Annotated in this window: 19 protein-coding genes; 13 read left to right on the top strand and 6 right to left on the bottom strand. The window is 64.1% G+C overall.

Translation table 11 applies throughout. The features are described 5' to 3' along the window. Positions 1-126 precede the first annotated feature (126 nt). On the top strand, positions 127-1,131 hold the full coding sequence (locus tag ACROSR_RS15140) for a hypothetical protein (protein WP_432686502.1): 1,005 nt from the start codon (positions 127-129) through the stop codon (positions 1,129-1,131). Between the two features lie 65 nt (positions 1,132-1,196). Here ACROSR_RS15140 and ACROSR_RS15135 read toward each other — a convergent pair whose 3' ends face one another. Together ACROSR_RS15135 and ACROSR_RS15130 are read right to left on the bottom strand one after the other, a co-directional pair. Continuing rightward, positions 1,197-4,316 carry an efflux RND transporter permease subunit gene (locus tag ACROSR_RS15135; protein WP_432686500.1) on the bottom strand — a complete coding sequence of 1,040 codons (3,120 nt, stop codon included), beginning with the start codon at positions 4,314-4,316 and terminating at the stop codon, positions 1,197-1,199. Further along, the gene (locus tag ACROSR_RS15130; RefSeq protein ID WP_432686497.1) at positions 4,313-5,455 is read right to left on the bottom strand and encodes an efflux RND transporter periplasmic adaptor subunit; all 1,143 of its coding nucleotides are present in this window, start codon (positions 5,453-5,455) and stop codon (positions 4,313-4,315) included. The genes ACROSR_RS15135 and ACROSR_RS15130 overlap by 4 nt, the downstream gene beginning before the upstream one ends. Before the next feature lie 405 nt (positions 5,456-5,860). Here ACROSR_RS15130 and ACROSR_RS15125 point away from each other — a divergent pair, with 405 nt between their 5' ends. From ACROSR_RS15125 to ACROSR_RS15090, 8 genes are all read left to right on the top strand, one after another. Beyond that, positions 5,861-6,991 (top strand): TRAP transporter substrate-binding protein, encoded by a 1,131-nt coding sequence (locus ACROSR_RS15125; protein ID WP_432686495.1) that lies wholly within the window; start codon positions 5,861-5,863, stop codon positions 6,989-6,991. A 77-nt stretch (positions 6,992-7,068) separates the two neighbouring features. Beyond that, positions 7,069-7,653: a TRAP transporter small permease subunit gene (locus ACROSR_RS15120; RefSeq protein ID WP_432686493.1), complete on the top strand. Its 585-nt coding sequence runs from the start codon at positions 7,069-7,071 to the stop codon at positions 7,651-7,653. After that, on the top strand, positions 7,650-9,068 hold the full coding sequence (locus ACROSR_RS15115; RefSeq protein WP_432686491.1) for a TRAP transporter large permease: 1,419 nt from the start codon (positions 7,650-7,652) through the stop codon (positions 9,066-9,068). Before ACROSR_RS15120 ends, ACROSR_RS15115 begins: the two co-directional genes overlap by 4 nt. After that, a complete protein-coding gene (locus ACROSR_RS15110) occupies positions 9,061-10,404 on the top strand; it encodes an amidase (RefSeq protein ID WP_432686489.1) in 1,344 nt (447 codons plus the stop codon). Before ACROSR_RS15115 ends, ACROSR_RS15110 begins: the two co-directional genes overlap by 8 nt. 15 nt (positions 10,405-10,419) lie before the next feature. Continuing rightward, a complete protein-coding gene (locus ACROSR_RS15105; RefSeq protein ID WP_432686487.1) occupies positions 10,420-10,578 on the top strand; it encodes a hypothetical protein in 159 nt (52 codons plus the stop codon). Between the two features lie 3 nt (positions 10,579-10,581). Next, positions 10,582-11,544, top strand: a complete 963-nt coding sequence (locus ACROSR_RS15100) for a 2-hydroxyacid dehydrogenase (protein ID WP_432686485.1) — start codon at positions 10,582-10,584, stop codon at positions 11,542-11,544. Between the two features lie 415 nt (positions 11,545-11,959). Continuing rightward, on the top strand, positions 11,960-13,027 hold the full coding sequence (locus ACROSR_RS15095) for an efflux RND transporter periplasmic adaptor subunit (RefSeq protein ID WP_432686483.1): 1,068 nt from the start codon (positions 11,960-11,962) through the stop codon (positions 13,025-13,027). Then, positions 13,024-16,083, top strand: coding sequence for an efflux RND transporter permease subunit (locus ACROSR_RS15090; RefSeq protein WP_432686481.1), 3,060 nt, complete (start codon positions 13,024-13,026; stop codon positions 16,081-16,083). Before ACROSR_RS15095 ends, ACROSR_RS15090 begins: the two co-directional genes overlap by 4 nt. Positions 16,084-16,128: 45 nt before the next feature. Here ACROSR_RS15090 and ACROSR_RS15085 read toward each other — a convergent pair whose 3' ends face one another. The 4 genes from ACROSR_RS15085 to ACROSR_RS15070 all read right to left on the bottom strand — a co-directional run bounded on the left by ACROSR_RS15085 (position 16,129) and on the right by ACROSR_RS15070 (position 20,336). Further along, the gene (locus ACROSR_RS15085; RefSeq protein WP_432686479.1) at positions 16,129-16,953 is read right to left on the bottom strand and encodes an IclR family transcriptional regulator; all 825 of its coding nucleotides are present in this window, start codon (positions 16,951-16,953) and stop codon (positions 16,129-16,131) included. A 13-nt stretch (positions 16,954-16,966) separates the two neighbouring features. Further along, a complete protein-coding gene (locus ACROSR_RS15080; protein WP_432686477.1) occupies positions 16,967-18,325 on the bottom strand; it encodes a TRAP transporter large permease in 1,359 nt (452 codons plus the stop codon). A gap of 1 nt (position 18,326) precedes the next feature. After that, positions 18,327-18,995: a TRAP transporter small permease gene (locus tag ACROSR_RS15075; RefSeq protein WP_432686475.1), complete on the bottom strand. Its 669-nt coding sequence runs from the start codon at positions 18,993-18,995 to the stop codon at positions 18,327-18,329. A 105-nt stretch (positions 18,996-19,100) separates the two neighbouring features. Further along, entirely contained in the window at positions 19,101-20,336 is a 1,236-nt protein-coding gene (locus tag ACROSR_RS15070; protein ID WP_432686473.1) for a TRAP transporter substrate-binding protein, read from the bottom strand. Positions 20,337-20,450: 114 nt separating this feature from the next. Between ACROSR_RS15070 and ACROSR_RS15065 the strand changes: the two genes are divergently transcribed. Genes ACROSR_RS15065 through ACROSR_RS15050 form a run of 4 tightly spaced genes read left to right on the top strand, consistent with a single transcriptional unit; the run spans position 20,451 to position 25,104 of the window. Continuing rightward, positions 20,451-22,082, top strand: coding sequence for a GMC family oxidoreductase (locus tag ACROSR_RS15065; RefSeq protein WP_432686471.1), 1,632 nt, complete (start codon positions 20,451-20,453; stop codon positions 22,080-22,082). 34 nt (positions 22,083-22,116) lie between these two features. Next, complete coding sequence (gene xsc / locus ACROSR_RS15060; RefSeq protein ID WP_432686469.1) at positions 22,117-23,895, top strand: sulfoacetaldehyde acetyltransferase; 1,779 nt, start codon at positions 22,117-22,119, stop codon at positions 23,893-23,895. Between the two features lie 7 nt (positions 23,896-23,902). Next, positions 23,903-24,937 carry a YeiH family protein gene (locus tag ACROSR_RS15055; RefSeq protein WP_432686467.1) on the top strand — a complete coding sequence of 345 codons (1,035 nt, stop codon included), beginning with the start codon at positions 23,903-23,905 and terminating at the stop codon, positions 24,935-24,937. Then, a complete protein-coding gene (locus ACROSR_RS15050) occupies positions 24,934-25,104 on the top strand; it encodes a hypothetical protein (RefSeq protein WP_432686465.1) in 171 nt (56 codons plus the stop codon). Before ACROSR_RS15055 ends, ACROSR_RS15050 begins: the two co-directional genes overlap by 4 nt. The last annotated feature ends 14 nt before the right edge of the window (positions 25,105-25,118 follow it).

Genomic DNA, 25,118 nt, shown 5'->3' with positions numbered 1-25,118 from the left:
GATTTGCCATTTTGCTTTTTGTCATACCCATCATCCTTACTTAAGTTGATGGTCTCCGACAAATCCGGGGCGATTCAAGGCACGCGTGCGATGCCCTTACTTTTGAACGAAAACAGGGGGGCAGAGATGACACGGTTCCGCACGCACGGACTGGGCGAGCGCTTTTCGCAGATGGGTTATCTGCTCAGGCATACGGCGACCATCGTGGGCCGCGACCGGGACATCCTGACGCCGGTGATCCGCACAATCATCGTGTCGGTGATCCTGGTGACGCTGTTCTTCGCCATGGTTGCCGCCTATGCTGTCGAGGCGAGGGGGGCCGGCACAGCTTTGCTGCTGGTCTGGGCCGGGGCTGGGATTTACCACTTCTTCTACTTCAATCGGCAGGAACTGGCGCTGAGCTGGCTTGTCTACGAGACCGCCGCGGGGCGCGATCGCAGCTTTGCAGAGGCGATGGATCGCGTCGGGTCCCTTGGCGGGCAGATCCGCATACTGGCCCTGCTTGACATGGCCGCCGCCTGGATCGCGTCGCGGCGCGGACAGTCCGAAAAGAAAGGCTTTCTGACAAATCTCGTGCTTGGGGCGATGACAGAGGGCTGGGATCTGGTGAACCATTTCCTTCTGCCCGCCTTCGCGGTGGATGGCGTGGGCTTTCGCGACGGGATGGACAAGTTGCGCGCCACGCGCGAACGCGTCCCGGAAACCCTGGTTGGCGTCTTCGGGATCGACGTGCTGGGGCGGGTCGTCGCCACCCTCGTGGCACCGCTATATATGCTGCTGGTCCTGATCGGTGTGGCCGCAGGAACGTGGCTCAGCGGCATCTTGCCCGGCGCCTTCGAGGGCGGCGAGTTGGGCGCGTTACTGCCGGCATTTGCATTCGATTATCTGCCATGGACGTCGGACACGCTGTTCAACTGGCTGCCGATTTTCGTGTGCACCTTCCTGGGCAAGCTGATCTCGACGGCGTTCAAATGTGTCGTGACGGCGGCGAAGGTGATCTATTTCACACTGTTTTATGCACGGCTGCTTCATCCCGAGGATTTGAGCCCCGAAATCCGGCAAGAGCTTGAAAGTTACCTGACCTTCGGGGGCAAGGGCGATCCCGGCGCGCCGGACCCCGTCCACGGCTGACGGCGCCTTTCGGGGCGGGCCTTTGCAAAAGCGCCTCGGCCCTTCGCCACGTCGGTATGCGTAGCTTACCGCGCTGTTCTGTCGCCATCCCCCGACTGAGGATGCGCGCCGCGCAGCATCAGCATCGCGGGCGTGACGACAAGTGTCAGGAGGGTCGCGACCACCAGCCCGCCGGCGATGGCGCTGGAAAGCTCGGTCCAGTATTGCGTCGACGGGGCGCCGTAGACGATTTCGCGGGTGAAGAAGTCGATGTTCAGCCCGATCACCATCGGCATCAGGCCAAGCGCCGTCGTCACCGATGTCAGGACCACCGGTCGCAGCCTTTGGGCGCCGGTGCGCAGCGCGGCCTCGCGCGGGCCCATGCCGCCACGCCTGAGATCATTGAAGGTGTCGATCAGCACGATGTTGTTGTTCACCACGATGCCTGCCAGCGCGATCACGCCGACCCCGCCCATCACCACGCCGAAAGGCCGTCCCGTGACGATGAGGCCGAGCAGCACGCCCGCGATCGAAAAGACGATCGCGCTCATCACCACGAGGGCCTGGTAGAAGCTGTTGAACTGCAACAGCAGGATCACGAACATCAGCCCGATCGCCGCGGCAAACGCGCTGGCCAGAAAGGCCATGGACTCGGCCTGATCCTCGGCTTCGCCGGCAAAGCTGTAGCTGGCGCTTTCGGGCAGGTCGGCCGCCGCCAGCGCATCTGACAGCATCGCGATCCTGTCGTTGACCAGCAGGCCGGACGCGACATTGGCCTCGATCGTGGTGACCCGTTCTTCGTCGATCCGCCGGATCACGCCGACCCGTTCGGTCGGGCTGAACGAGACGAAATTCGAGATCGGCACCAGCCCCGCCGGTGTCGGCACGCGCAGGCGGCCAAGCTCGGCGAGGGATCGCGCGTCCGAGGGAAAGCGGACCCGCACATCAAGCTCTCCATCGGCATCCTCGGGGCGATAATCGGTGACGGTTATCCCTTGGGTCAAAAGCTGGATCGCCTGTCCGAGCAGGCTGACATCCGCGCCGAACCGCGCCGCCTCGGCCCGGTTGACGTCGATGGCCACCTCGACCCCCGGCAAGGGCCGTGTGTCGGTGATGTCGGTGAAACCGCCCACGCGCTCCATCACGCGCAAGACCTGCTCGACGGTGTCCGCCTGCCGTGCCGGGGTGGCGGCGCTGACTTGCAGGTTGACGGGTTTGCCGCTTGTAGGACCGCCGCTTTCGGTCTGCACCTGAACGTCGATCCCGGCGATATCGGCCATTTCCGCCCGGATGTCTGCGCCGATCTCGGCGGCGGGGCGGCGGGTGTCCCAGTCCAGCAGATCAAGCTGGAGCGTGCCGATCACCTCTTCGTCGCCACGCCCGGCCTTGAGCGTGGTGCGTGCATAGACGCTTTCGACCCCGTCCTGATCAAGCAGGCGCGTTTCGACCAGCCGCACGAGCATGTCGCGTTCATGGATCGACAGGTTGTCGCGGGCGCGCACCTCGACCTGCATGAATTCGGGCTCGACCGACGGAAAGAACGCGATGCCGCGCCCGAACTCGCCGTAAAGGGCGAACCCCCCGACCAGAAGCGATATTGCCAGCAGCAATGTCGTCCATGGCTTCAGGATCGCCTTTTCAAGCAGCCCGACATAGGCGCCGGTGATCCCACCGATCTCGCGCGGGTCGCCGGATTCGGCGGCATGCAACGCGGCCTTGGCGCGGGCCGATTGCGGCTGACGCTTGCCGATGATGCCGCCGACCACCGGAATGAAGATCAACGCCATGAAAAGCGATGCGAACAGGGTCAGGATCACGGTGATCGGCAGGTATTTCATGAACTCGCCGACCAGCCCGGTCCAGAACAGCAACGGAAAGAAGACGCTGAGCGTCGTCGCGGTCGCGGCGATGATCGGCCAGGCCATGCGCTTGGCCGCGACGGCATAGGCGCGGCGCGGGGTGTCGCCCTCCTGCAGTCTCCGGTCGGCCAGTTCGACGGTGACGATCGCCCCGTCGACCAGCATGCCAACCACGAGGATGAGCGAGAACAGCACCACGATGTTCATCGTGTACCCCATGACCCACAGCGCCGTGACACCTGCGAGAAACGCGCCGGGTATCGCAAGCCCGACAAGGATCGCGGACCGCACCCCGAGCGCGAAGACGATCACGATCATCACCAGGATGATCGCCGCGATGACATTGGATTCCAGGTCCGACAGCAGCGTCTTCACCTGTTCGCTCTGGTCCTGCAGATATGTGACCTCGACCGTGTCGGGCCACTCCTGTCGCAACTCCGCGATGGCGGCCTGCGTCGCTGACACCGTGTCGATGATATTGGCACCCGAGCGCTTCTTGACCTCGAGCGACAGCGCGGGCTGCCCGTCGATACGCGCAAAGCTTGTCGGATCCTCGAAGGTGCGCCGCACGGTGGCGACATCGCCGAAGGTGACGACCGTGTCCCCCTCGACCTTGACCGGCATCTGCATCACGTCCTCGACATCCTGGATCAGGCCGGGAACCTTCAGGACGATGCGCCCGCCGCCGGTGTCGATGGCACCCGCCGCGATAAGCTGGTTGTTGCGCTGGAGCAGCGTGATCAGCTCGTCAAAGCTGAGGCTGTAGGTCTGGAACACGGTCGGATCGATCAGTACTTCGAGGAACTCGTCGCGCGCCCCCCCGATATCGACTTCGAGAACGCCCGGAAGGCTCTCGACCTTGTCCTGCACCCTTTCGGCCAGATCGTTGAGCGTCCGCTCGGGCACGGGGCCGGACAGGATTGCGGTGATGATCGGAAACAGCGCCGTGTTGATCTCGGTCACGGTCAGGTCATAGGCGGTATCGGGCAGTTCCCCCTCGACCCGGTCGGCGGCTTCGCGGACCTTGTCGAGCGCATCGTCGGTATCGCCGCCGGCCGAAAACTCCAGCTGCACGCTGGCAAAGCCTTCGGCCGCCTCGCTCGACATCTTCTGAAGGTCTTCGATCGCGCCGAACTCGGCCTCCATCGGTTCCAGCAGTAGCCGTTCCGCATCCGTGGGGCTGATGCCGTCGATCCCGGTCGAGACATAGACCAGCGGCAGCGGCACCTCTGGATTGGCCTCCTTGGGGATCGCGACATAGGCGACGGCGCCGACGGTCAGGATCATCACGAGGGCGAGGACCACGACCCGCGCGCGCGAAAAGGCGGCGTCGATCAGCGTGTTCATTCCGACCGCTCCGCCCCGGTCACACCTTGGGCCGCCTGCGCGGTGACGGCTTCACCCGCACGCACGAAGCCCTGTCCGATGGTGATGATCCGCGCCGTTTCCGGCAGCCCCCGGACCCACACCCCCTCCAGCTCGGCCTTGACGATGTCTATGGGGTGAAATTGCACGATGCCGTTCTCGACGGTCTTGACACCCAGGGCCCCCTGCGGGTTCAGCGACACGATCGAGGGTTCCACGAAATGCGCGCGCGCCTCTCCGGTCGGGATATCGATCTGGGCCGAGACACCGGCGGGAATCGCGCCGTCGGCATTTGCGACCTCGATCTCGGCGAGGAACGTGCGGGTCGCGGCGGCGGCGGCGGTGCCGACAAAGGCGACCGTGCCCTCGCGCGTCTCGCCGGTGATGAACCGGACGGTCGCGGTCTGACCGTCGCGGATGCGGTTCAGCTCCTGCTGCGGCACCTGTATGGCGACGCGCAGCGGGCTGTTATCGACGATCCGCCCGACGTCCTCGCCCACCGAGACGTATTCGCCGACATCGAGCCTCAGGGTCTCGATCCGTCCGGTGAAGGGGGCTTCGATCTCCAGATTTTCAAGCGCCCGCTCGGCGGACGTCACCTGCGCCTCGGCCGCGGCGAGGGCCGCCCCGGTGGCCGAGACCCGGTCGGCGGTCCCGACACCGCGGTTCAGCAACTCGCGCGCGTTCTCGAAGTCTCGTCGCGCGCGGGCCAGTTCCTCTTCGGCGCGGGCAAGATCGGCCTCGGCCGGGGCCGAGGAGAGGCGCGCGATGACCGTGCCACGCTCGACCCGGTCACCCTTGCGCGCGAACCGCTCCGCGACATTGCCCGACGCCTCGGCGCGCAGGCTGGTGTCCCGGTCCGGCTGCGCCTGCCCCTCCGCACTGAAGACAAGGGGCACGGTCTGCGCTGTCGACGGGCGCACCATCACGGAGGCCGCTCGCGGCTCGGGTGTGTCCTGCTGGATCGTTTCCGGCTCGGTCGGGAAAATGAAACCGCTGCCCATCCATGCGACGAGCGCCACGAGAACGGCGCCCGCGATCCATATCGAGTGCGACGCGCCACGGTCGGTCTCGAAACTCAGACGGCGCGGCTGGTCTGGGGTATCGGATGGCCTCGTCATGCTGCATGGGTCCAATCTGCCGCGTCACTCATGACAGGCTCAATACAGGTCGTCAGGTCGCAATCAAAGGGGCCAGATCGCGACGCTGTGCGCTTTTCGCGCGTCCTGCACCCGGCGAGGTGCGTCGCTGCCATCACCGATACGGCACCCGCGATATGATCCGAACCCCGGCGAGGTCGGGTGCTCAACAGACTGCAAACAGGCCGAAAAAGCGTGACGGACCCCATGCGGCCGAGTGTCGGCGGCTGGCCGTATTGGTAAATTTTCCTTGCCAAGATGCTTGCGCTTGTAGCTTGAGACGCTAGGCTGCCGATCACGGCAATAGTGATTGCATCGAATCGGAAGCGTGGTTCATGGCGTTCCAGTGTCGAGAGCGATCGCAAGTCTGAATACAGGGAGGGAACCATGACACAAAAATCTAAGCTGAACCGCCGTTCATTTCTCGGTCGTGCGGCCGTGGGGGCGCCGGTCGCCGCCGCAAGCACGCTCGCGGCCCCGGCCGTGCTGGCGCAAGCGCCGATCGTCCTGAAGATGCAGACATCCTGGGGCGCCGGGAACATCTGGCAGGAATTCGCACAAGATTACGCCAACCGGGTCGAGGAAATGTCGGGTGGCCGGCTCAAGATCGACGTATTGCCTGCGGGCGCCGTCGTGGCCGCGTTCCAGGTGCTTGATGCCGTGAACGATGGCGTTCTGGATGCCGCGCACTCGGTGCCGGTCTACTGGTACGGCAAGAACAAGGCGGCCTCGCTCTTCGGGACGGGCCCGGTCTTTGGTGGCTCGGCGACCACGATGCTGAGCTGGTTCTACGAAGGCGGCGGCAAGGCGCTCTATGACGAGCTGACGCAGGATATCCTGGGCATGGATGTCGACGGCTACATGGGCTTTCCGATGTTCGCGCAGCCCTTCGGCTGGTTCAAGGAAGAGGTCAACACCGCCGAGGACCTCGAAGGCTTCAAGTATCGCACAGTCGGTCTTGCGGCGGACCTGCTGCAAAGCATGGGCATGTCGGTGGCGCAGCTTCCGGGCGGCGAGATCGTGCCGGCGATGGAGCGCGGCGTGATCGACGCGTTCGAGTTCAACAACCCGTCCTCGGACCGCGATTTCGGCGCGCATGACGTGGCGAAGAACTATTACCTGTCGTCCTATCACCAGGCGTCGGAAAGCTTCGAGTTCCTGTTCTCGAAGTTCACCATGGAAGATCTCGACCCCGATCTGCGCGCGATCCTGAAATACGGCGTCGAGGCGGTCTCGACCGCGAACACTGCCAAGGCGATGCGTCGCTATTCTGCGGACCTGCAGTGGCTGCAGAACGAGGCCGGCGTGACCGTGCACCGCACCTCCGAGGATATCCTCGCGGCCCAGCTCGAGGCATGGGACAAGCTGATCCCCGAACTCGAACAGGACCCGTTCATGAAAAAGACCCTCGACAGCCAGCGCGCCTGGGTCGAGCAGGTCACCTATTACGAGCTCATGAACGCGCCGGATTACACGCTTGCCTTCAACCACTACTTCCCCGGCAAGCTGAACATGTAATCCCGGTCGCTGACCTGCTAGAAAAGGCCCCGGCGCAGTATACGCCGGGGCCGCTTTCCAACTGAGGGGGGCTTCACGTGATAGGGTTCATACGGTTCGCCGACGGCCTGTCGGCGTGGTTCGGCAAGGCGTTTGCCTGGCTGATCATTCTCATGGCGGTCGGAACCGGCTACGAGGTCGTTTCGCGCTACCTGTTCAACGCGCCGACGTCATGGGCACTTGACGTGTCCTTCATCATGTACGGGACGTTGTTCATGATGGGCGGAGCCTACACGCTGTCGCGCGGCGGGCACGTCCGGGGCGATTTCCTGTACCGGCTGTGGCAACCGCGCAATCAGGCCAAGATCGACCTGGTGCTCTACATCCTGTTTTTCTTTCCCGGCGTGACCGCGCTGATCCTTGCCGGCTGGAAATACGCGTCGCGCTCGTGGTCCTATGGCGAGGTCTCGGTCAACAGTCCGGCGGGCGTGCCGATCTACCAGTTCAAGACGGTAATCGTCGCGGCCGGCATCCTTCTGTTCATTCAGGGTATGGCGCAGGTCTGCCGCTGCATTCTCGCAATGCGCACCAACGAGTGGCTTCCCGCCGACGAGGACGTGTTCGAGACCGAAGATCTGCTGATGACACAGGCCTCGAAGGCCGAAAAGGACGCACATCCATGACCGATCCGCAAATTGCCCTGATGATGCTGAGCCTGTTTCTCGTCTTCGTCTTTCTGGGCTTTCCGATCGCTTTCACCCTGATGGCCATGGGGATCGGCTTTGGCTATTACGCCTATTACCAGGAACGCCGGATGTGGCGTGACTACAACCGCCTCGAGGAGGAGGTGGCGAGCACCTGGGATCAATGGTCCCTCTGGATCGAGGGGTTCTTCAACAACCGAATATTCGACCTGTTCGTGAACCAGACCTTCACGGTGATGTCGAACGAGGTTCTGACCGCCGTGCCCTTGTTCCTGTTCATGGGCTATATCGTCGAGCGCGCAAATATCGTCGACAAGCTGTTCTCGACGCTGAACGTCGCCGCGAAGAACATGCCGGGTTCGATGGGCGTCGCGGCGCTGATCACATGCGCGCTTTTCGCCACGGCCACCGGCATCGTCGGCGCGGTCGTGACGCTGATGGGGCTGCTGGCGCTGCCGGCCATGCTCAAGGCGCGGTACGATCCGTCCTTCGCCAGCGGCATCATCTGCGCGGGCGGCACATTGGGCATCCTGATCCCGCCGTCGATCATGCTGATCGTCTATGCCGCGGCGTCGAACGTGTCGATCGTGCGGCTCTACGCGGCGGCGCTTCTGCCGGGGCTGACGCTTGTCGGGCTGTATCTGATCTATGTGGTCGGCCGGTCGGTTCTCCAGCCGTCGGTGGCGCCGAAGCCCACCAAGGAAGAAATCCCGGATGTGCCGATCATCAAGCTGGTCATGATGATCCTGACATCCTTCGTGCCGCTCGCATTCCTCATCTTCGCGGTGCTCGGCTCGATCCTGTTCGGTCTGGCGACACCGACCGAGGCGGCCTCCATCGGGGCACTTGGCGGTATCTTCCTCGCCTTCGTCTACCGCGCGATGACATGGCAGCGACTGCGCGAAAGCGTCTATCTCACGGTGCGCACCACGGCGATGGTCTGCTGGCTGTTCGTCGGCTCCTACGTGTTCTCGGCGGTGTTTTCGTATCTCGGCGGCGAGCATCTGATTTCAGAGTTCGTGCAGGGGCTGAACCTCACCCCGCTGATGTTCCTGCTGCTGGCGCAGTTGATCATCTTCCTGCTGGGCTGGCCGCTGGAATGGTCCGAGATCATCATCATCTTCGTGCCGATCTTCCTGCCTCTGCTGCAATTCTTCGACGTCGATCCGCTGTTCTTCGGCATCCTCGTGGCGCTGAACCTGCAGACGAGTTTCCTGACCCCACCAATGGCGATGTCGGCCTATTACCTGAAGGGGATCGCGCCGCCGGAAATCAGGCTGACCCAGATCTTCGCGGGGGTCCTGCCGTTCCTGTTCTGCGTTCTGGTTTCCATGGCGCTGATGTACATCTATCCGCAGATCGTCTTCTACCTGCCGGAACTGATGTATGGCTGAGCAGACCGATCTTCTGACCCTTGATGCCTGTACCCTGCGCGACCGTCTGGCGCGCGGGGCCATCAGCGCGCTGGACGCGGTCGAAGCCTCGATCGCGCGGATCGAGGCACGCGAGCCGGAGGTGCGGGCGTGGATCTGGTTCGACCCGGATTTCGCCCGCTATCAGGCCAAGGCGCTTGATGCGCACCGGCAGGCGGGGCGCGCGATTGGGCCGTTGCATGGTCTGCCCGTCGCCCTGAAGGACATCATCGACACCGCGAAAATCCCCACGGAGAACGGGTGCGCGATGGACAGCGGGCGGGTGCCGGTCCGGGATGCGGCCATCGTCGACCGATTGAAGGCGGCGGGGGCGATCATCATCGGCAAGACCGTCACCACCGAACTGGCTTTCATGCAGGCCGGGGCGACGTGCAACCCGCACAACCTCGCACACAGCCCCGGCGGGTCGTCCTCGGGGTCCGCGGCGGCGGTGGCGGACGGCATGGTCCCGCTGGCCGTGGGCACGCAGACCGGCGGGTCGGTCATCCGGCCAGCCTCGTTCTGTGGTATCACCGGCTACAAGCCGACCTTCGGGGCGATCCCGCGCACGGGCGTGCTGATGCAATCCCCGACGCTCGACACCGTCGGTGTGTTCGCCCGGACGCCCGCGGATGCGGCGATGCTGGCACAGGTGCTGTTCGGCCATGATGCGGATGACCCGGCCACATCGCCCGAACCGGCCCCCCGCCTGCACGAGGTCACCACATCGCAACCGCTGGTCAAACCGGTGTTCGCCTTCGTCAAGCCGCCCGGCTGGGACGATGCCGACCCGCAACTGCATGCCGCCTTCGAAGAGTTGTGCGATGCGCTTGGCGATCAGGTGTTCGAGGTGTCTCTGCCAACCGCCTTCACAGAGGCGGCGGCGATCCGCGAGCGTATCAATGTCGCGGAAATGGCGCGGCATTACTACCGCTACGGCAAGCAAATGGATGCGCTCGGCCCCCGCACGCAAGAGGCCTTGACCAAGGGCAAAGCGATCTATGCCCGTGATTACCTTGCCGCGCTTGACTGGCCAAAGGTGCTTTATGCCGGTTTGTCCGAAATATTCGAACGTTGCGATGCGGTTCTCTGCCCCGCGGCGACCGGCCCCGCGCCAGAGGGGCTGGAGTTTACCGGCGACTCGATCTTCAACGGGCTTTGGACGCTCACCGGGGTGCCGGCGGTGACGGTACCCGTGTTCACGTCCGAGAACGGGCTGCCGATGGGGGTGCAGATGGTCGCGGCACGGGGCGACGACGCACGCCTGCTGCGCAGCGCGAATTGGTTTCGCTCATGGGTGATCGAGGCCGAAGAATGACGAAAGGATGACGTGATGAACAGGATACTGGCACTTTTCGCCTTTGCGGTGCTGGCCGCGTTTCTTTATATCCTTGTCAGCAAGATCGGAGAGACGGATCTGATGGTGGTAACGATACTGGCGGCCGGGCTGGCAGCCTATGATTTCGTGACCTCCAGCAAGAACAAGGGCTGATCCATGGCCAAACCGGTCATCTGGATTCCGCGGCGCCTGTCGGATGCGACGATCGCACGCGCGCGCAGGGATTACGACGTGATCCTGCCCGATGACGACCTGCCCGGAACGCCCGATGACATCATCGAGATGAGCGGGAAGGTGGATGGCATGATCCCCTGTCATTCCGAGCGTTTCTCGCCCGAGGTCGTGGCCCGGCTGGAGCCCAGGCTGCGGATCGTCGCCAATCACTCGGTCGGTGTCGATCACTGTGATCTGGACGCGCTTAAGGCGGCCGGGATCGTGGTGACGAACACACCCGACGTGCTGTCGGACGCCACCGCCGAAATCGCCATGCTTCTCATGCTGGGCGCGGCGCGGCACGCTGTCAGTGGCGACCGCCTTGTGCGGCAGGGAAACTGGGACAGCTGGTCCCCGTCATTCATGGTGGGCAAGCAGGTGACCGGCGCGCGGATCGGCATCGTCGGGATGGGACGTGTTGGCCGGGCCTTCGCGGAAAAGGTACGCGGTTTTGACATGGAGATCCATTATCACAACCGCAGCCGACTGTCCCCGGACGTGGAGCAGGGTGCGATCTTTCACGAGGATCTTGACGATCTTCTTTCGGTGTCGGACTTCCTGTCGCTGCATTGCCCGGCCACGCCCGAAACCACCGACATGCTCGACCCGGCGCGGATTGCAAAGCTGCCGGAGGGGGCGGTCGTGGTGAACACGGCGCGTGGCGCCCTCGTGGACGAAGCCGCGCTTCTGGCCGGAATCGAGTCGGGTCATATCGCCGCCGCCGGTCTCGACTGCTTCAAGGTCGAGCCGGGCGGCAACCCCGCCTTTGCCCGACATGACAACATCTTCATGTTGCCGCATATCGGCAGCGCGACACGGGCAACCCGCGACGCCATGGGGTTTCGGGCGCTCGACAATCTCGATGCCTTCTTCGCGGGGGACGCGCCGCGGGATCGACTGGTCTGAGGGTGTCATGACCCGTTGAATGCCTGCCGTCCGAAAAGGCAGGGCAATCGCAGTTGGCGTTACGTCTCGACCAAACCATTGAGAACCCTGCGAAGGACGTCGTCATATCCTTTGCACCCCGGAGCAGCTCGAGTCTTCGGCCTGTGGACCCTGTTGTCATAGTGTGGTGCCAGCGGATGCGCCCGAGAGGCACAAGGCCGGGTGCGGCGGCCGCAAGCTGCCATGGCCCGTAGCTTCATCTCGACCCCCGGCGGGGCTGAAAAGGGGTGTCTGCGGGATCGCGTGCGTTCAAAAAGGCGTGATCTGGCGGGCGGGATATCCCCAACCTGCGACATAATGTTGAAATGCAGGACCAAGCACTAGATCCTACCCCTGTTCCAATGGACGAGGCTCAAGCGGCGACGTGACACGCGCGATGAAAATATTGTTCGGCCTGTGCGTCGTGTTGTTGTTCGCGGTGGCAGGTGTGTCGGGCACCCAAGCGCTTCTTTCGCTTCAGGATGACGAGGGCGCGCGCGGCGGCGGTGGCGCGCGTTCGACCCCGGTCGGCGTGACATCCCCCGAGACGCGCCGCATCGAGGATGCGGTCACGGCCATCGGCACGCTGCGGCCGGTACGTTCGGTCGAGATTGTGCCCAATGCGCCCGGGCGCGTGACCGCGGTGCCCTTTTCTTCGGGTGACGAGGTTGCGGCGGGTGACCTGCTGATTCAGCTGGACGATCGCGCGGCGCGGGCGGCGCTTGCCGATGCCGAGGTGACGCTGAGCGAGGCACGGCAGGACTATCGCAGGATCGAGCGTCTGGCCCAAAGCAACGCCGCCGCAGAATCGCAGCTCGAGGCGGCGCGCGCCGACTTTCGCCGCGCCGAGGCGGCCGAGATGGCCGCGCAGGCCGATCTCGAAGATCGGACGATCGTCGCGCCGTTTGCCGGCACCCTGGGCGTCATCGATGTCGAGCCGGGGACGTTTCTGGACGGCAGCGAACCCGTGGCGCGGCTGTCGGACCTGTCATCGGTCGAGGTCTCCGTCTCGTTGCCAGAGCGGTATTACGACCGCGTGACGTCCGGCCAGACCCTGATGGTGACAACCCCTGCATATCCGGACGAAACCTTCGAGGGGCGCGTGGTCGTGCGGGCGCCCGAGATTGACCGCGCCACGCGCAGTTTCGAGATCCGGGCGGAAATCGACAATCCCGATCGCCGTCTGGTGGGGGGTATGTTTGCCAATTCGCGTCTCGTACTTGGCAGTTACGAGGCCCTGGTTCTTCCCGACGCCGCGATCATCAGTGAGGGGTTGCAGAACTACGTGTACACGGTGGTGGATGGCACCGCCACGCGTACCGATGTCGAGCCGGGCAAATCATTGGGTGACGTGACCGAAGTGCGCGGCCAGATGCGCGCCGGGGACCGCGTCGTTGTCGCCGGATGGGATCAGCTTTCCGAAGGCGCGGCCGTCGAGATCGATGCCGAGGGAGAGCCCGAGTGACGCTGCCGGATCTGTGCATCCGCCGCCCCGTGCTGGCGACGGTAATGTCCCTGTTGATCGTGATTCTGGGACTGACCGGCCTGTCCCGGATGCCCGTGCGCGAATTGCCCGATACAGCCACGGCCCAGGTCACCGTGAGCGTCGATTACATCGGGGCGAGCCCCGCTGTCGTCGACAGCGAACTTGCCACCGTCATCGAAGGCGCGATTTCCACCGTTGCGGGCATAGACCGGATCGAGACCGAATCCGAACTGAACGGGCTGCGTACCGTCATCACCTTCCGGCAGGGGCGCGATGTCGATCAGGCCGCATCCGACGTTCGTGCGGCGGTTCAGGCCGTCACCGGCGACCTGCCAGATGAGGCCGAAGACCCCGAAATCGAAAAGAATGACAGCCAGGGCGATCCGATCGTCTGGATGACGATGACCTCGGATACCATGTCCGCGTCGGAACTCACGGATTATGCCGACCGGTTCGTGACCGACAGGCTGGAAACGCTGGCCGGGGTCGCTGCCGTGCAGGTGTATGGCGACCGGCCCTATGCCATGCGCGTCTGGCTGGAACCCGAGGCGATGGCGGCGCGCGGCATCACCGCGACGGAAGTTGCGAATGCCCTGCGCGCGAACAATCTGGAATTGCCGGCCGGCCAGCTTGAGAACAGCGCGCGGACCTACCTTCTGCGCACCCAGACGCGGCTGTCCACCGTGGCCGAGTTCGAGGATCTGATCGTCACACGGACGGATGCGGGGCGGATCACCCTGGGGGATGTCGCCCGGATCGAGATCGGGACGGAAACCGACAACAGCGAGTTCCGCTCGAACGGCACCACGGCCATCGGGCTGGGCGTGCTGCGCCAGTCGGCGGCGAACACGTTGTCGATTTCCTCTGCCGTGCGCGCCGAAGTGGCCGAGATCCAGTCCGGTCTGCCGGGCGGCACGGCCCTGCAGATCACGTCCGACGACGCGGATTTCATCGAAAGCTCGATCCGGCAGGTGCTGACCACGCTGAGCATCTCGGTCGCCATCGTGGTGGCCGTGATCTTCGTGTTCCTGACATCCGTCCGGGCGACCATAGTGCCGGCGGTGACGATTCCCATAGCCCTTCTGGGCGCCTGCGCGGGTATCGCGCTCGCGGGGTTCTCGATCAACATCCTGACGCTGTTCGCGCTCGTGCTCTCCATCGGGCTGGTTGTCGATGACGCGATCGTCGTCCTTGAAAACATCGAGCGGCGGGTGCGCGAGGGCGACCCGCCGAAAGAGGCCGCGCGCGTGGGCGCCAACCAGGTGTTCTTTGCCGTCGTGTCGACCTCTGCCGTGCTGATCTCGGTCTTTGTGCCGCTGTCCTTTCTTGAAGGCGAAATCGGCAAGCTGTTTCAGGAATTCGGTGTAACCCTCGCCATCGCTGTCGCCCTGTCGACATTCGTGGCGCTGTCGCTGTGCCCGGTGATTGCCGGCCTTGTCCTGAAACCGGGTCTGAATGACAACCGGTTCGGTCGGGCCGTGGCCGTTGGGACAGAGCGTCTTTCGCGTGGCTACAACCGGCTTTTGACCCGTGCGATCCACAGGCCCGTCGTCATCCTTGCCATTGCCGCGGGTCTCACGGGCATGTCCTGGACGCTGTATCAGGAGTTGCCCTCGCAGCTGACCCCGAACGAGGATCGGGGCATCTTTTTCGTGTCGGTCCAGGCCCCGGCCGGATCGGCGCTGCCTTTGACCGACAAGGCCGTCCGCGAGGTCGAGGATCTGATCGCCCCCTATCGGGACGAAGGTGTCGTGGAAGACCTGATCGCGATTGTCGGACAGTATGGCGAAACCGGACGCGCCTTTCTTGTCGGGATCATGTCCCACTGGAATGACCGCGATGTCGGACCGCGCGACGTTCTGGCCGAACTGCGACCGGAATTTGCGAAGATCTCGCAGGCCAGCGTGCGCAGCTTTGCGCCCTCGGGGTTGGGCGCCGGTGGCGGATCGGGGCTGGAGGTGATCGTCACCGCGCCCAGTTTCGATCAGGTTGCGGAGTATTCGGAGCGGTTGACGCAACGCCTGCGCAACGAGCCCGACCTTGTCGGCGTGCGCCGCGACTACGAAATCAACACGCCCGGCTTTGACATCAACGTCAACCGCGCGCTGGCGCGTGAAATCGGGGTGGATGCGCAGGCCATCTCGGATGCGATCCGCACGTTCTTCGCATCGGCCGAGGTGACCGAATTCATCTCGCGGGATCGGCAGTATCCGGTCATCCTTCAGGCCCCGGATGACCGCCGCGTGGCGGAATCCGACCTGCGCGGCATCAATGTGCGCGTCGAGAACGGCGACCTCGTTCCCCTCGACGGCCTTGTGACGCTGGAACGCCGCGCCTCTGTGGCGGCGTTCAACCGCTTCAATCGCCAGCCCTCGGTCGAGGTGTCGGCGTCGCTTGCGGATGGCGTCGATCTCGGGTCGGCCATCGCGACGGTCGAACGGATCGCCGCGGACCTTCCTCCGCAGATGCAGATCTTCTATTCCGGGCAGGCCGAAAGCTTTCAGGAAACATCGGGTGGGATCGCCGCGACCTTCGGTCTTGCCCTGCTGGTGGTGTTTCTTGTTCTCGCGGCGCAGTTCGAAAGCTTCATTCAGCCGGTCGTGATCATGCTGTCCGTGCCGTTGGCCGTGGCCGGTGCCTTGCTGACCCTGCTGGCGCTGGGAGAGGCGGTGAACATCTATACGCAGGTCGGCATGGTCATGCTGATCGGCCTGATGGCCAAGAACGGGATCCTGATCGTCGAATTCGCGAACCAGCTACGCGAACAGGGCTATGCCGTGCGCGAGGCGGCGATCGAGGCGGCGACCGTGCGCCTGCGGCCGATCATGATGACGGTTCTGTCAACTGTGCTGGGTGCGGTGCCGCTGGTCTTGTCGGGCGGGGCCGGTGCCGCAAGCCGCATGTCCATCGGGATCGTCATCATTGGCGGTTTTCTTGTGGCCTCGATCCTGACGCTGTTCCTGACGCCGGTGCTTTACGATCTTCTGCAACGCGATCGCGAAACCGACGCCGAACCTGCGGCGCAGGCGACCTGAAGGTGCAACCGATGCGGGCCGCGCAGCCCTGAACCGCAAGATACGTCAGCCGTTCCGGGCATCGCGCTGGGGATGCGCGCCATCCTCGGGCTGCGTCGCGTCGTTGTCCAGTACGAGCTTTGAGAGATCATCGGCCGCGTCACGCAGGGGTTGAAGACAGGCAAGGGTCTTGTCCACGTCGAACCGCTGCGAAGGGGCGTGGAAGGACAGCGTCACCATCAAACGCCCGTTGACGTCCAGTACGGGGACCGCGAGGGCGATCATGTTCTCCATGAATTCCTCGCGGTCCAGCGCGTACCCCTGCGCGCCCACGGTCTCGATCTCGCGCATCAGCGCGTCGCGGTCGGTGATCGTGTTGGGTGTGCGGCGTTTCAGATCGGTGGCGGTCAGATACTGTTTCAGGTGGTTGCGGGCCAATGACGCGAGATACATCTTTCCGCTGGCGGTGCAGTAGAACGGCACGCGCGTGCCGATGGGCAACTGGATGCGCAGGGGCCATTCGGTTTCGACCCGTTCGAGATAGGTCATCGCGTCGCGATCCGGCAGCGCGATGTTGCAGGTCTCGCCGATCTCGCGGCTCAGGCGGCGCAGGATGGCCTGACGCGCGGTCCTGATGCGCAGCGAGGACAGGATTCCGCCGGCCATGCTGCGCAGGCGCGGGCCGGGCGAGTAGGTGCGCCCGTCCATGTCGTGCTGAAGAAACCCTTCTTCTTCCAGCGTGTTGAACAGACGGTGGATGGTCGGCTTGGGCAGGCCCATGGCGGCATTCACATGGGTGGGCGTGACCGGCACGCCCGCCTTCGCGATCTGTTCGATCACCAGCAGCAGGCGCAGGGTGGTCGGGATCGTCTCCTTGCTGTCACCCTCCATGCGGCCTCCTGCGTCAGCGTTGCGGCAATAATGCGGTCGAAAGCGCCGGTACCAGCGCGATCAGGATCCAGACCGCGACCAGCGCCACGATATAGGCGACCGTGTAGCGCAAGAGCCGGAAATAGGGAACGCCCGTCACACCCGATGCGACATAGAGATTCAGCCCGTAAGGCGGCGTGATGAACCCGATCGACGCACCCACGAGGAACACCACCGCGAACTGCATCGGGTCGATGCCCACGCTGTGCGCGATCGGTGCGAGGATCGGCGCAAGGATGATCGTCACCGGCAGGCTTTCCAGCACCATGCCGCCGATGAACACGATCGCCATGGCGGTGAACAGCACCGCGTAATAGCCACCCATCGAGGTGACGAAGTCACCGACGACCGCCCGCGCACCCAGCACCGAAAGGATCTGCTGCATCACCACCGAGATCGCGATCAGCGGGGCGAGTATGCCGGTTATCTGCGCCGAGCGCATGGTGATCGACGGCAGCTCCAGCGGGCTGAAACCCTCGACCACGAGCATTTCCGACACGCGCTTTTCAGAGACGTCGCGCCCCTTGGCCCCGCCCATCAACCAATGCAGCGGCAGGCTGATGAAGCCCACGATCACGCAGAACCCCACCGTCACGCCCGCCGCCTCGGTGGGCGAGAACTTGCCCGTGTAGATTCCCCACAGCACCAGCCCGATGGCGAAGAAACCGAGCCACGCGCCGATCGCGGTCTTTATAACGCGCATCGGCTGAAGCGCGATGATGTAGCCCCAGCCGTTCTTCCAGCTCAGCAGAAAGGCGGCCGTCATCATCGCAACTACCATCAGCGCGCCGGGCAGGATGCCGGCCACGAACAGTTCCGATATCGGCAGGTTCAGAAGGAACCCGTAGACGATGAAGATGATCGAGGGCGGGATGATGATGCCCACCGTGCCGCCCGCGGCGGCCGTCGCGGCCGAGAACCGCTCGTCATAGCCGCCCTTGACCATCTCGGGATGCAGCATCGACCCGATGGTCGCGGTGGTGGCCGAGTTCGAGCCGGAGATCGCGGCAAACAGACCGCAGGCCCCGAGCGCGGCCATCGACAGCCCGCCCCGGATCCAGCCAAGACAGGCATAGGCGAAATCGCTGAGCCGGCGCGCGATCCCCGAACGGTTGATCAGGTCGCCGGTCAGGATGAATAGCGGCATGGCCAGCAGCGCGAACCCGTCGGTAAAGACATTCGAAAGCGCCCCGCCGATATTCTGCAACGGCATGCCGATCACGAAAGATATGCCGATCACCCAGTAGCCGATGACCAGAAACACCGGCACGCCCAGCATGAAAAACAGCGTCACCCCTATGGAAATCAGGGTAATCAGGGTCGGATCGTTCATCTCAGTTTCCTCCGATCACGGCCTGATGGATCAGCGTATCGCCCCGTCGGAACCTGGCGATGTCGATCAACGCGTTTTCCAGCACCCGCGCGACCAGTGTCGTGAAGGCCAGCGGCATGGAGATCAGGAACCACCATTGCATCACGTTGTCGGTGCCCAGCATGATCTGGAAATTCGCCGCGGAATTGACCACCAGCTTCAGCGCTGTGACGATCACCACCCACGAAAACCCGATCCACAAGAGTGCATCCAGCATCAGGCACGCCATCTGGCCCGTGCGCGGCATGGCGGTGCGAAATTCCGCAAAGGCAAGATGGGTGCGCAGCTTGACGTTATAGCTGCAGCCGAACCAGGTCATGATCAGGAAAAGGAACGGTGGCAGGGTGGTCGACCACGGGGCCTGCACCGAAAAGACGAAGCGGCGGATCACCTCGACAAAGATGATCCCGCCGATCGCCAGATATGACACCACCATCAAGGTCTGTTCGAGATTGCGCTCGGTCCATGGAACGAGACGGTACAAGATCAGAAACATCACGGCGAGGGCCAGCATCGCCATCAGCCCGAGCGGCCAGATCACAGGGTGTCGCATCGCCTCGCTCAGCATCCATGCATCGCCCGCGAAAAGCGCGCTCAGGATGTCGTTCATGCCCTGAAACCAGCCAGTCATTCCCATCTCTCCCCTCGGGTTGCCGTATGTCGGTCCGCGCTGTCGGCGGCTTTCACTGTCGCCGGGCCGCCCGGATCGGGGCGGCCCGTCATCACGCCTGTCGCGTCAGGCCGACCGCCACCAGCGGCGCGGCTCGACATTTTCGGGCAGGGTGTCCACGGGGATCTGGCGCGCGACGTCGTAGATCTCCTGATAGGTGTCGATGCCATCGGCCCAGTTGTTGAGGCGCTCGCGCCACTGCGCCCATGGCTCGGGGTTGAACTCGGGCGAGCACATCTCCTCGGCCATCCGGATCTGATCGTCAGCAAGGAAGGCGGGGCGCACGTTGTTTTCCGCGAAGATCGTACCCGGCAGTTGCGGGTCCGAAAATCCGACGGTCTTGACCAGCGCGGCCTCGTTGGCAGCCTGCACATGGACCTGCGCCAGATAGGCCGATTCCATGATCGCGTCCTGCAAATGCGGCTCCATCGCGTCATAGACACGGGCCGACATCGAGGTGTGCTCGGTCCCGCAGAAGAATTTCAGATCGACGGACTGGCTGACCACCGGGGACATGTTGGCATAGGCCACCGCCGACGCCCATGTCTCGGCCCCGTCGATGAGGCCCTGCTTGAGACCGTCGAGCGTTTCCTCCCATGCCACCGGCACCGGGTTGAGGTTGAGTTGCTGCATCGCGATCCGGCCCAGTTGCGTGCCGGTCACGCGGTTCTTGGTGCCGAACAGCTCTTCAAGCTTGGTGACCGTGGGCTTGTCGGCGAAAGTGTTGCCAAGCTGGATGCCGCGCAGTTCGCAATGCGAGAACAGGAATTTCAGCCCGTGCCGCTTTTCCAGCGGATCGCGCAGGATGCGTTGTGATTCAGGGCTGTAGAGGAAATGATATTGCGACGCCCGGCTGGGGAACATGTAGGCATAATCGAGCACGTTGAGATAGGGGGCCCCGCCGGCGGAGTTCTGCGTCGATGCCGCATACATCTCGATCACGCCGGTCTGGGTCTTTTCCACACAGTTGAGCTGACCGCAGATCTGGTTGTCGCCGATGAATTCGACACGGATCTCGCCGTCGGTCCGCTCTTCGAGATCGCGGGCGAATTGCAGCACGCCGGCGCGCTCGATCAGCAGGTTCTGCGCGTTGAATCCCGACGCCCCCAGCTTCAGCGTGTGCTTGGGCTCCTTGCCGAAGCGTTTTTCGTAGGTGCTTTCGGCCGCGCGCACGAGCGAGGGCAGCGACACCGCCCCGGTCAGCGCGCCGGCGCCCAGCACCACGGATGACAGGCCGAACTGACCCGACAGGCGAAACAGGTCCCGCCGGGAAATCCCGGCCAGGGCTTTTGATACTTTCATGACGTCCTCCCTTTTTCACAAGAATGATACTTGCGGTCTCAATACTGCTGCACTATGATCAATCTGGCAAGAAAATTATTTTGTGCCTAAAATACGCGCAAGGATTGATCGGAAATGACCGAACTATCAGCGGATTATGTCATCGTCGGGGCCGGGTCGGCGGGGTGTGTTCTGGCAAATCGCCTGTCGGCGGACCCGAAGGTCACGGTCATCCTGATGGAGGCGGGCGGGCGCGACTGGAATCCGTGGATTCATATTCCCGTCGGGTACTTCAAGACGATGCACAACCCCGCCGTGGACTGGTGTTATCGGACCGAGCCTGATCCGGGTCTCAATGGCCGCGCGCTCGACTGGCCGCGCGGCAAGGTGCTGGGCGGGTCGTCGTCGCTCAATGGGCTGCTTTATGTGCGCGGTCAGCCGCAGGATTATGATCGCTGGGCGCAGATGGGCAATCCGGGCTGGGGCTGGGATGACGTGCTGCCGCTTTTCAAGCGGTCCGAACGGCAGGAACGCGGCGCGGACGACTATCACGGCGACCAGGGCGCGCTCAACGTCTCGAACATGCGTCTGCAACGGCCGATATGCGATGCCTGGGTGGCCGCCGCGCAAGAGGCCGGCTATCCGTTCAATCCCGACTACAACGGCGCGCAACAGGACGGTGTCGGGTATTTCCAGCTGACCGCGCAAAACGGGCGGCGGTGTTCGGCGGCAGTGGCTTTTCTCAACCCGGTGCGCCATCGTGCCAACCTGACGATCATGACCAAGGCGCCTGCATCTCGCATCCTGTTTGACGGCAAAAGGGCGACGGGCGTGGCCTGGCGCGACGCGTCCGGGGCCGAGAAGATCGTCAAGGCACGGGCCGAGGTGATCCTGTGTTCGGGCGCGATCGGCTCGCCGCATCTGCTGATGACCTCGGGTATCGGCGAGGCGGCGCATCTGCGTGACCACGGAATCGACGTGCTGGAAGACCGCCCCGGCGTGGGCAGGAACATGCAGGATCACCTGCAGGCGCGACTGGTCTTCAAATGCAACGAGCCGACGCTGAACGACGAGGTCCGCAGCCTGTTCAACAAGGCCCGGATCGCGCTGAAATATGCCATGTTCCGGTCCGGGCCGATGGCGATGGCCGCCAGCCTTGCCACCGGCTTCATGCGCACCGGGCCGCATGTCGACACACCCGACATCCAGTTCCACGTACAGCCCTGGTCGGCCGACAGCCCCGGCGAGGGGGTTCATCCGTTCTCGGCCTTCACGATGTCGGTCTGCCAGCTGCGCCCCGAAAGCCGTGGCGAGATCCGCCTCGCCTCGGCCGACAGCGCGGTCTACCCGCGCATCCTGCCGCGCTACTTGTCCACCGAAGCCGATTGCCGCACGATCGTCGAGGGCATAAAGATCGCCCGTCGCATCGCCCGGCACGAGCCGCTCGTGAACAAGATCTCCGAGGAGTACCGGCCCGATGCGTCGCTCGATCTCGATGATTACGAGGGCACGCTTGACTGGGCGCGGAACTACTCGACCACGATCTACCACCCCACCGGCACCTGCAAGATGGGGCCGGGCCGCGAGGCCGTGGTCGATGCCCGGCTGCGCGTGCATGGCATCACCGGCCTGCGGGTTGCAGATTGCTCCATCATGCCGGAAATCGTCTCTGGCAACACCAATGCCCCGGCGATCATGATCGGCGAGAAAGCCTCCGACATGATCCTCGCGGATCGCACCTCTGGCGCGCTCAGCCGTGCCACATGACCCCGACACCCAGTCGCGAAAGGATTGACACGCCATGAAGATGACGACCGAAGAGGCCTTCGTCAAAACCCTGCAACGCCACGGCATAAAGCATGCCTTCGGCATCATCGGCTCGGCCATGATGCCGATCTCGGACCTGTTTCCGAAGGCCGGGATCACGTTCTGGGACTGCGCGCATGAGGGCAGCGCGGGGATGATGGCCGACGGCTATACCCGCGCCACCGGCAAGATGAGCATGATGATCGCGCAGAACGGCCCCGGCATCACCAACTTCGTCACCGCCGTCAAGACCGCCTACTGGAATCACACGCCGCTGCTGCTGGTGACCCCGCAGGCCGCCAACAAGACCATCGGCCAGGGCGGCTTTCAGGAAGTCGAGCAGATGAAGCTGTTCGAGGACATGGTCGCCTACCAGGAAGAGGTCCGCGACCCGTCGCGCATGGCCGAGGTTCTGGCGCGGGTGATCTCCAAGGCGAAACAGCTTTCGGCGCCTGCGCAGATCAATATCCCGCGCGATTACTGGACGCATGTGATCGATGTCGACCTGCCCACGGCGCTGGAATTCGAGCGCTCGCCGGGCGGCGAAACCTCGGTGTCCCGCGCCGCGCAGATGCTGTCGGAGGCCCGCAACCCCGTGATCCTGAACGGCGCGGGCGTGGTGCTGTCCGAGGGCGGGATCGAGGCCTCCAAGGCGCTGGCCGAGCGGCTCGATGCGCCGGTCTGCGTGGGCTACCAGCACAACGACGCCTTTCCGGGCTCGCACCCGCTCTTTGCCGGGCCTTTGGGCTATAACGGATCGAAGGCTGGGATGGAGCTTATCAAGGATGCAGACGTGGTGCTGTGCCTCGGCACGCGGCTCAACCCGTTCTCGACACTGCCGGGCTACGGCATCGACTACTGGCCCAAGGACGCGAAGGTTATCCAGGTTGACATCAACCCTGACCGCATCGGGCGCACCAAGGCCGTCTCGATCGGTATCGTCGGTGACGCGGCCAAGGTGGCCCGCGGCATCCTCGGGCAGCTGTCGGATAGCGCCGGCGATGCGGGGCGCGACGAGCGAAAGGCGCGAATCGCCGAGACCAAGTCGAAATGGGCGCAGCAGCTCTCGTCGATGGATCACGAGCAGGACGACCCCGGCACCGACTGGAACGAGCGCGCCCGCGCGGCCAAGCCCGACTGGATGAGCCCGCGCATGGCCTGGCGCGCGATCCAGTCGGCGCTGCCGCGCGAGGCGATCATCTCCTCGGATATCGGCAACAACTGCGCCATCGGCAACGCCTACCCGGCCTTCGAGAAGGGGCGCAAATACCTCGCGCCCGGCCTGTTTGGCCCCTGCGGCTACGGCCTGCCGTCGATCATGGGCGCCAAGATCGGCTGCCCCGACGTGCCGGTGGTGGGCTTTGCCGGCGACGGGGCCTTCGGCATCGCCGTCAACGAGCTGACGGCGATCGGCCGCCCGGAATGGCCGGCGATCACCCAGATCGTGTTCCGCAACTACCAGTGGGGCGCGGAAAAGCGCAACTCGACGCTGTGGTTCAAGGACAATTTCGTGGGTACCGAGCTTGACACGCAAGTCAGCTTTGCCCGCATGGCCGAGGCCTGCGGCCTGAAAGGCGTGGTCGCCCGCACGATGGAGGAACTGACGGCGGCACTGAATCAGGCGATCAAGGACCAGATGGAGAACAACACCACCACCCTGATCGAGGCGATGCTCAACCAGGAACTCGGCGATCCGTTCCGCCGCGACGCCATGAAGAACCCTGTCGAGGTCGCCGGTATCGACCCCGCCGACATGGTCGATCAGCCGGCATGATGCCGGCATGAAACTGCCGTCGCTCACCCTCGCGTCCGGTCGGCATGTGGCCGGGCGCGCCAAGGAGTATTTCCCCGGCGTGATGATCGCCGTGCTGGTGGCGCTGGCCGCGCAGTTCGTGGCCGAACACTACGGCGCGCCGGCGATGCTGATGGCGCTGCTGTTCGGGATCGCGCTCAACTTCCTCAGCGAAGAGGGCTCGACCGCGTCCGGGATCGGCTTTACCGCGCGCTCCGTCCTGCGGTTTGGCGTGGCCATCCTCGGGGCGCGGATCAGCGTCGAGATGCTGACCTCGCTCGGCTGGGGGATGATCGGCTTGCTGGTGCTGGGCGTGGTCGCCACGATCCTGTTCGGCATGGCTCTGGCGCGGGTGATCGGGCAGGGGCCGCGCTTTGCCATCCTGACCGCCGGGTCGGTGGCGATCTGCGGTGCCTCGGCGGCCATGGCGATCGCCGCTGTGCTGCCCCGCGACGACAAGTCGGAACGCAACCTGCTGTTCACAGTGCTTGGCGTCACGGTACTGTCGACCATCGCGATGATCGTCTATCCGATCCTGACGAATGCCCTGGGCTTTGACGAGGTGACGGCCGGGGCCTTTATCGGGGCCACCGTGCATGACGTGGCGCAGGTGGTGGGCGCGGGCTTCTCGATCTCGGACACGGCGGGCGAGACCTCGACGCTGGTCAAGCTGATCCGGGTCTCGTTCCTCGCCCCCGTGGTGATCGTGATCACGCTGCTTTGGCAACGCACCGAGACACGACAGGACGGTGCCCGCCCGCCCATCGTTCCCGGTTTCGTTTTGGGCTTCCTGTGTCTTGCGACGCTCAATTCGCTGGGGCTGATCCCGCAGTCGCTTGGCGCGTTCCTGGCCAAGTTGTCATCCTGGGCCCTGCTGTCGGCCATCGCGGCGGTCGGCATGAAGACCGATCTGCGCAACATCGTAAAGGTCGGTGGCGGCGCGATCACGCTTATCGTGGCCGAGACGCTGTTTCTTGCGCTGCTGGTGCTTGGCGGGATCGGATTTCTGGAGCTAGCGCCATGACCGATGCCCCGCATGTGCCGATGACCGGGCGGCGTGCCGGATTTCCCGGCACGATGGACACGGACCGCGCCGGGGTCCGCGATACCGCGCGACCGGGCTTTGCCGGCGCGACAGTTCGGGTTTACGCTTTTCACCGACACAGGTTTCCCGGCGCCGGTCCCGGATAGACCCAGACAAGGAT

The organism is Roseovarius tibetensis (assembly GCF_050896375.1).
GTDB lineage: Bacteria > Pseudomonadota > Alphaproteobacteria > Rhodobacterales > Rhodobacteraceae > Roseovarius > Roseovarius tibetensis.
The sequence above is the reverse complement of the archived record's forward strand: the minus strand, read 5'-3'. Positions and strand labels throughout refer to the sequence as shown.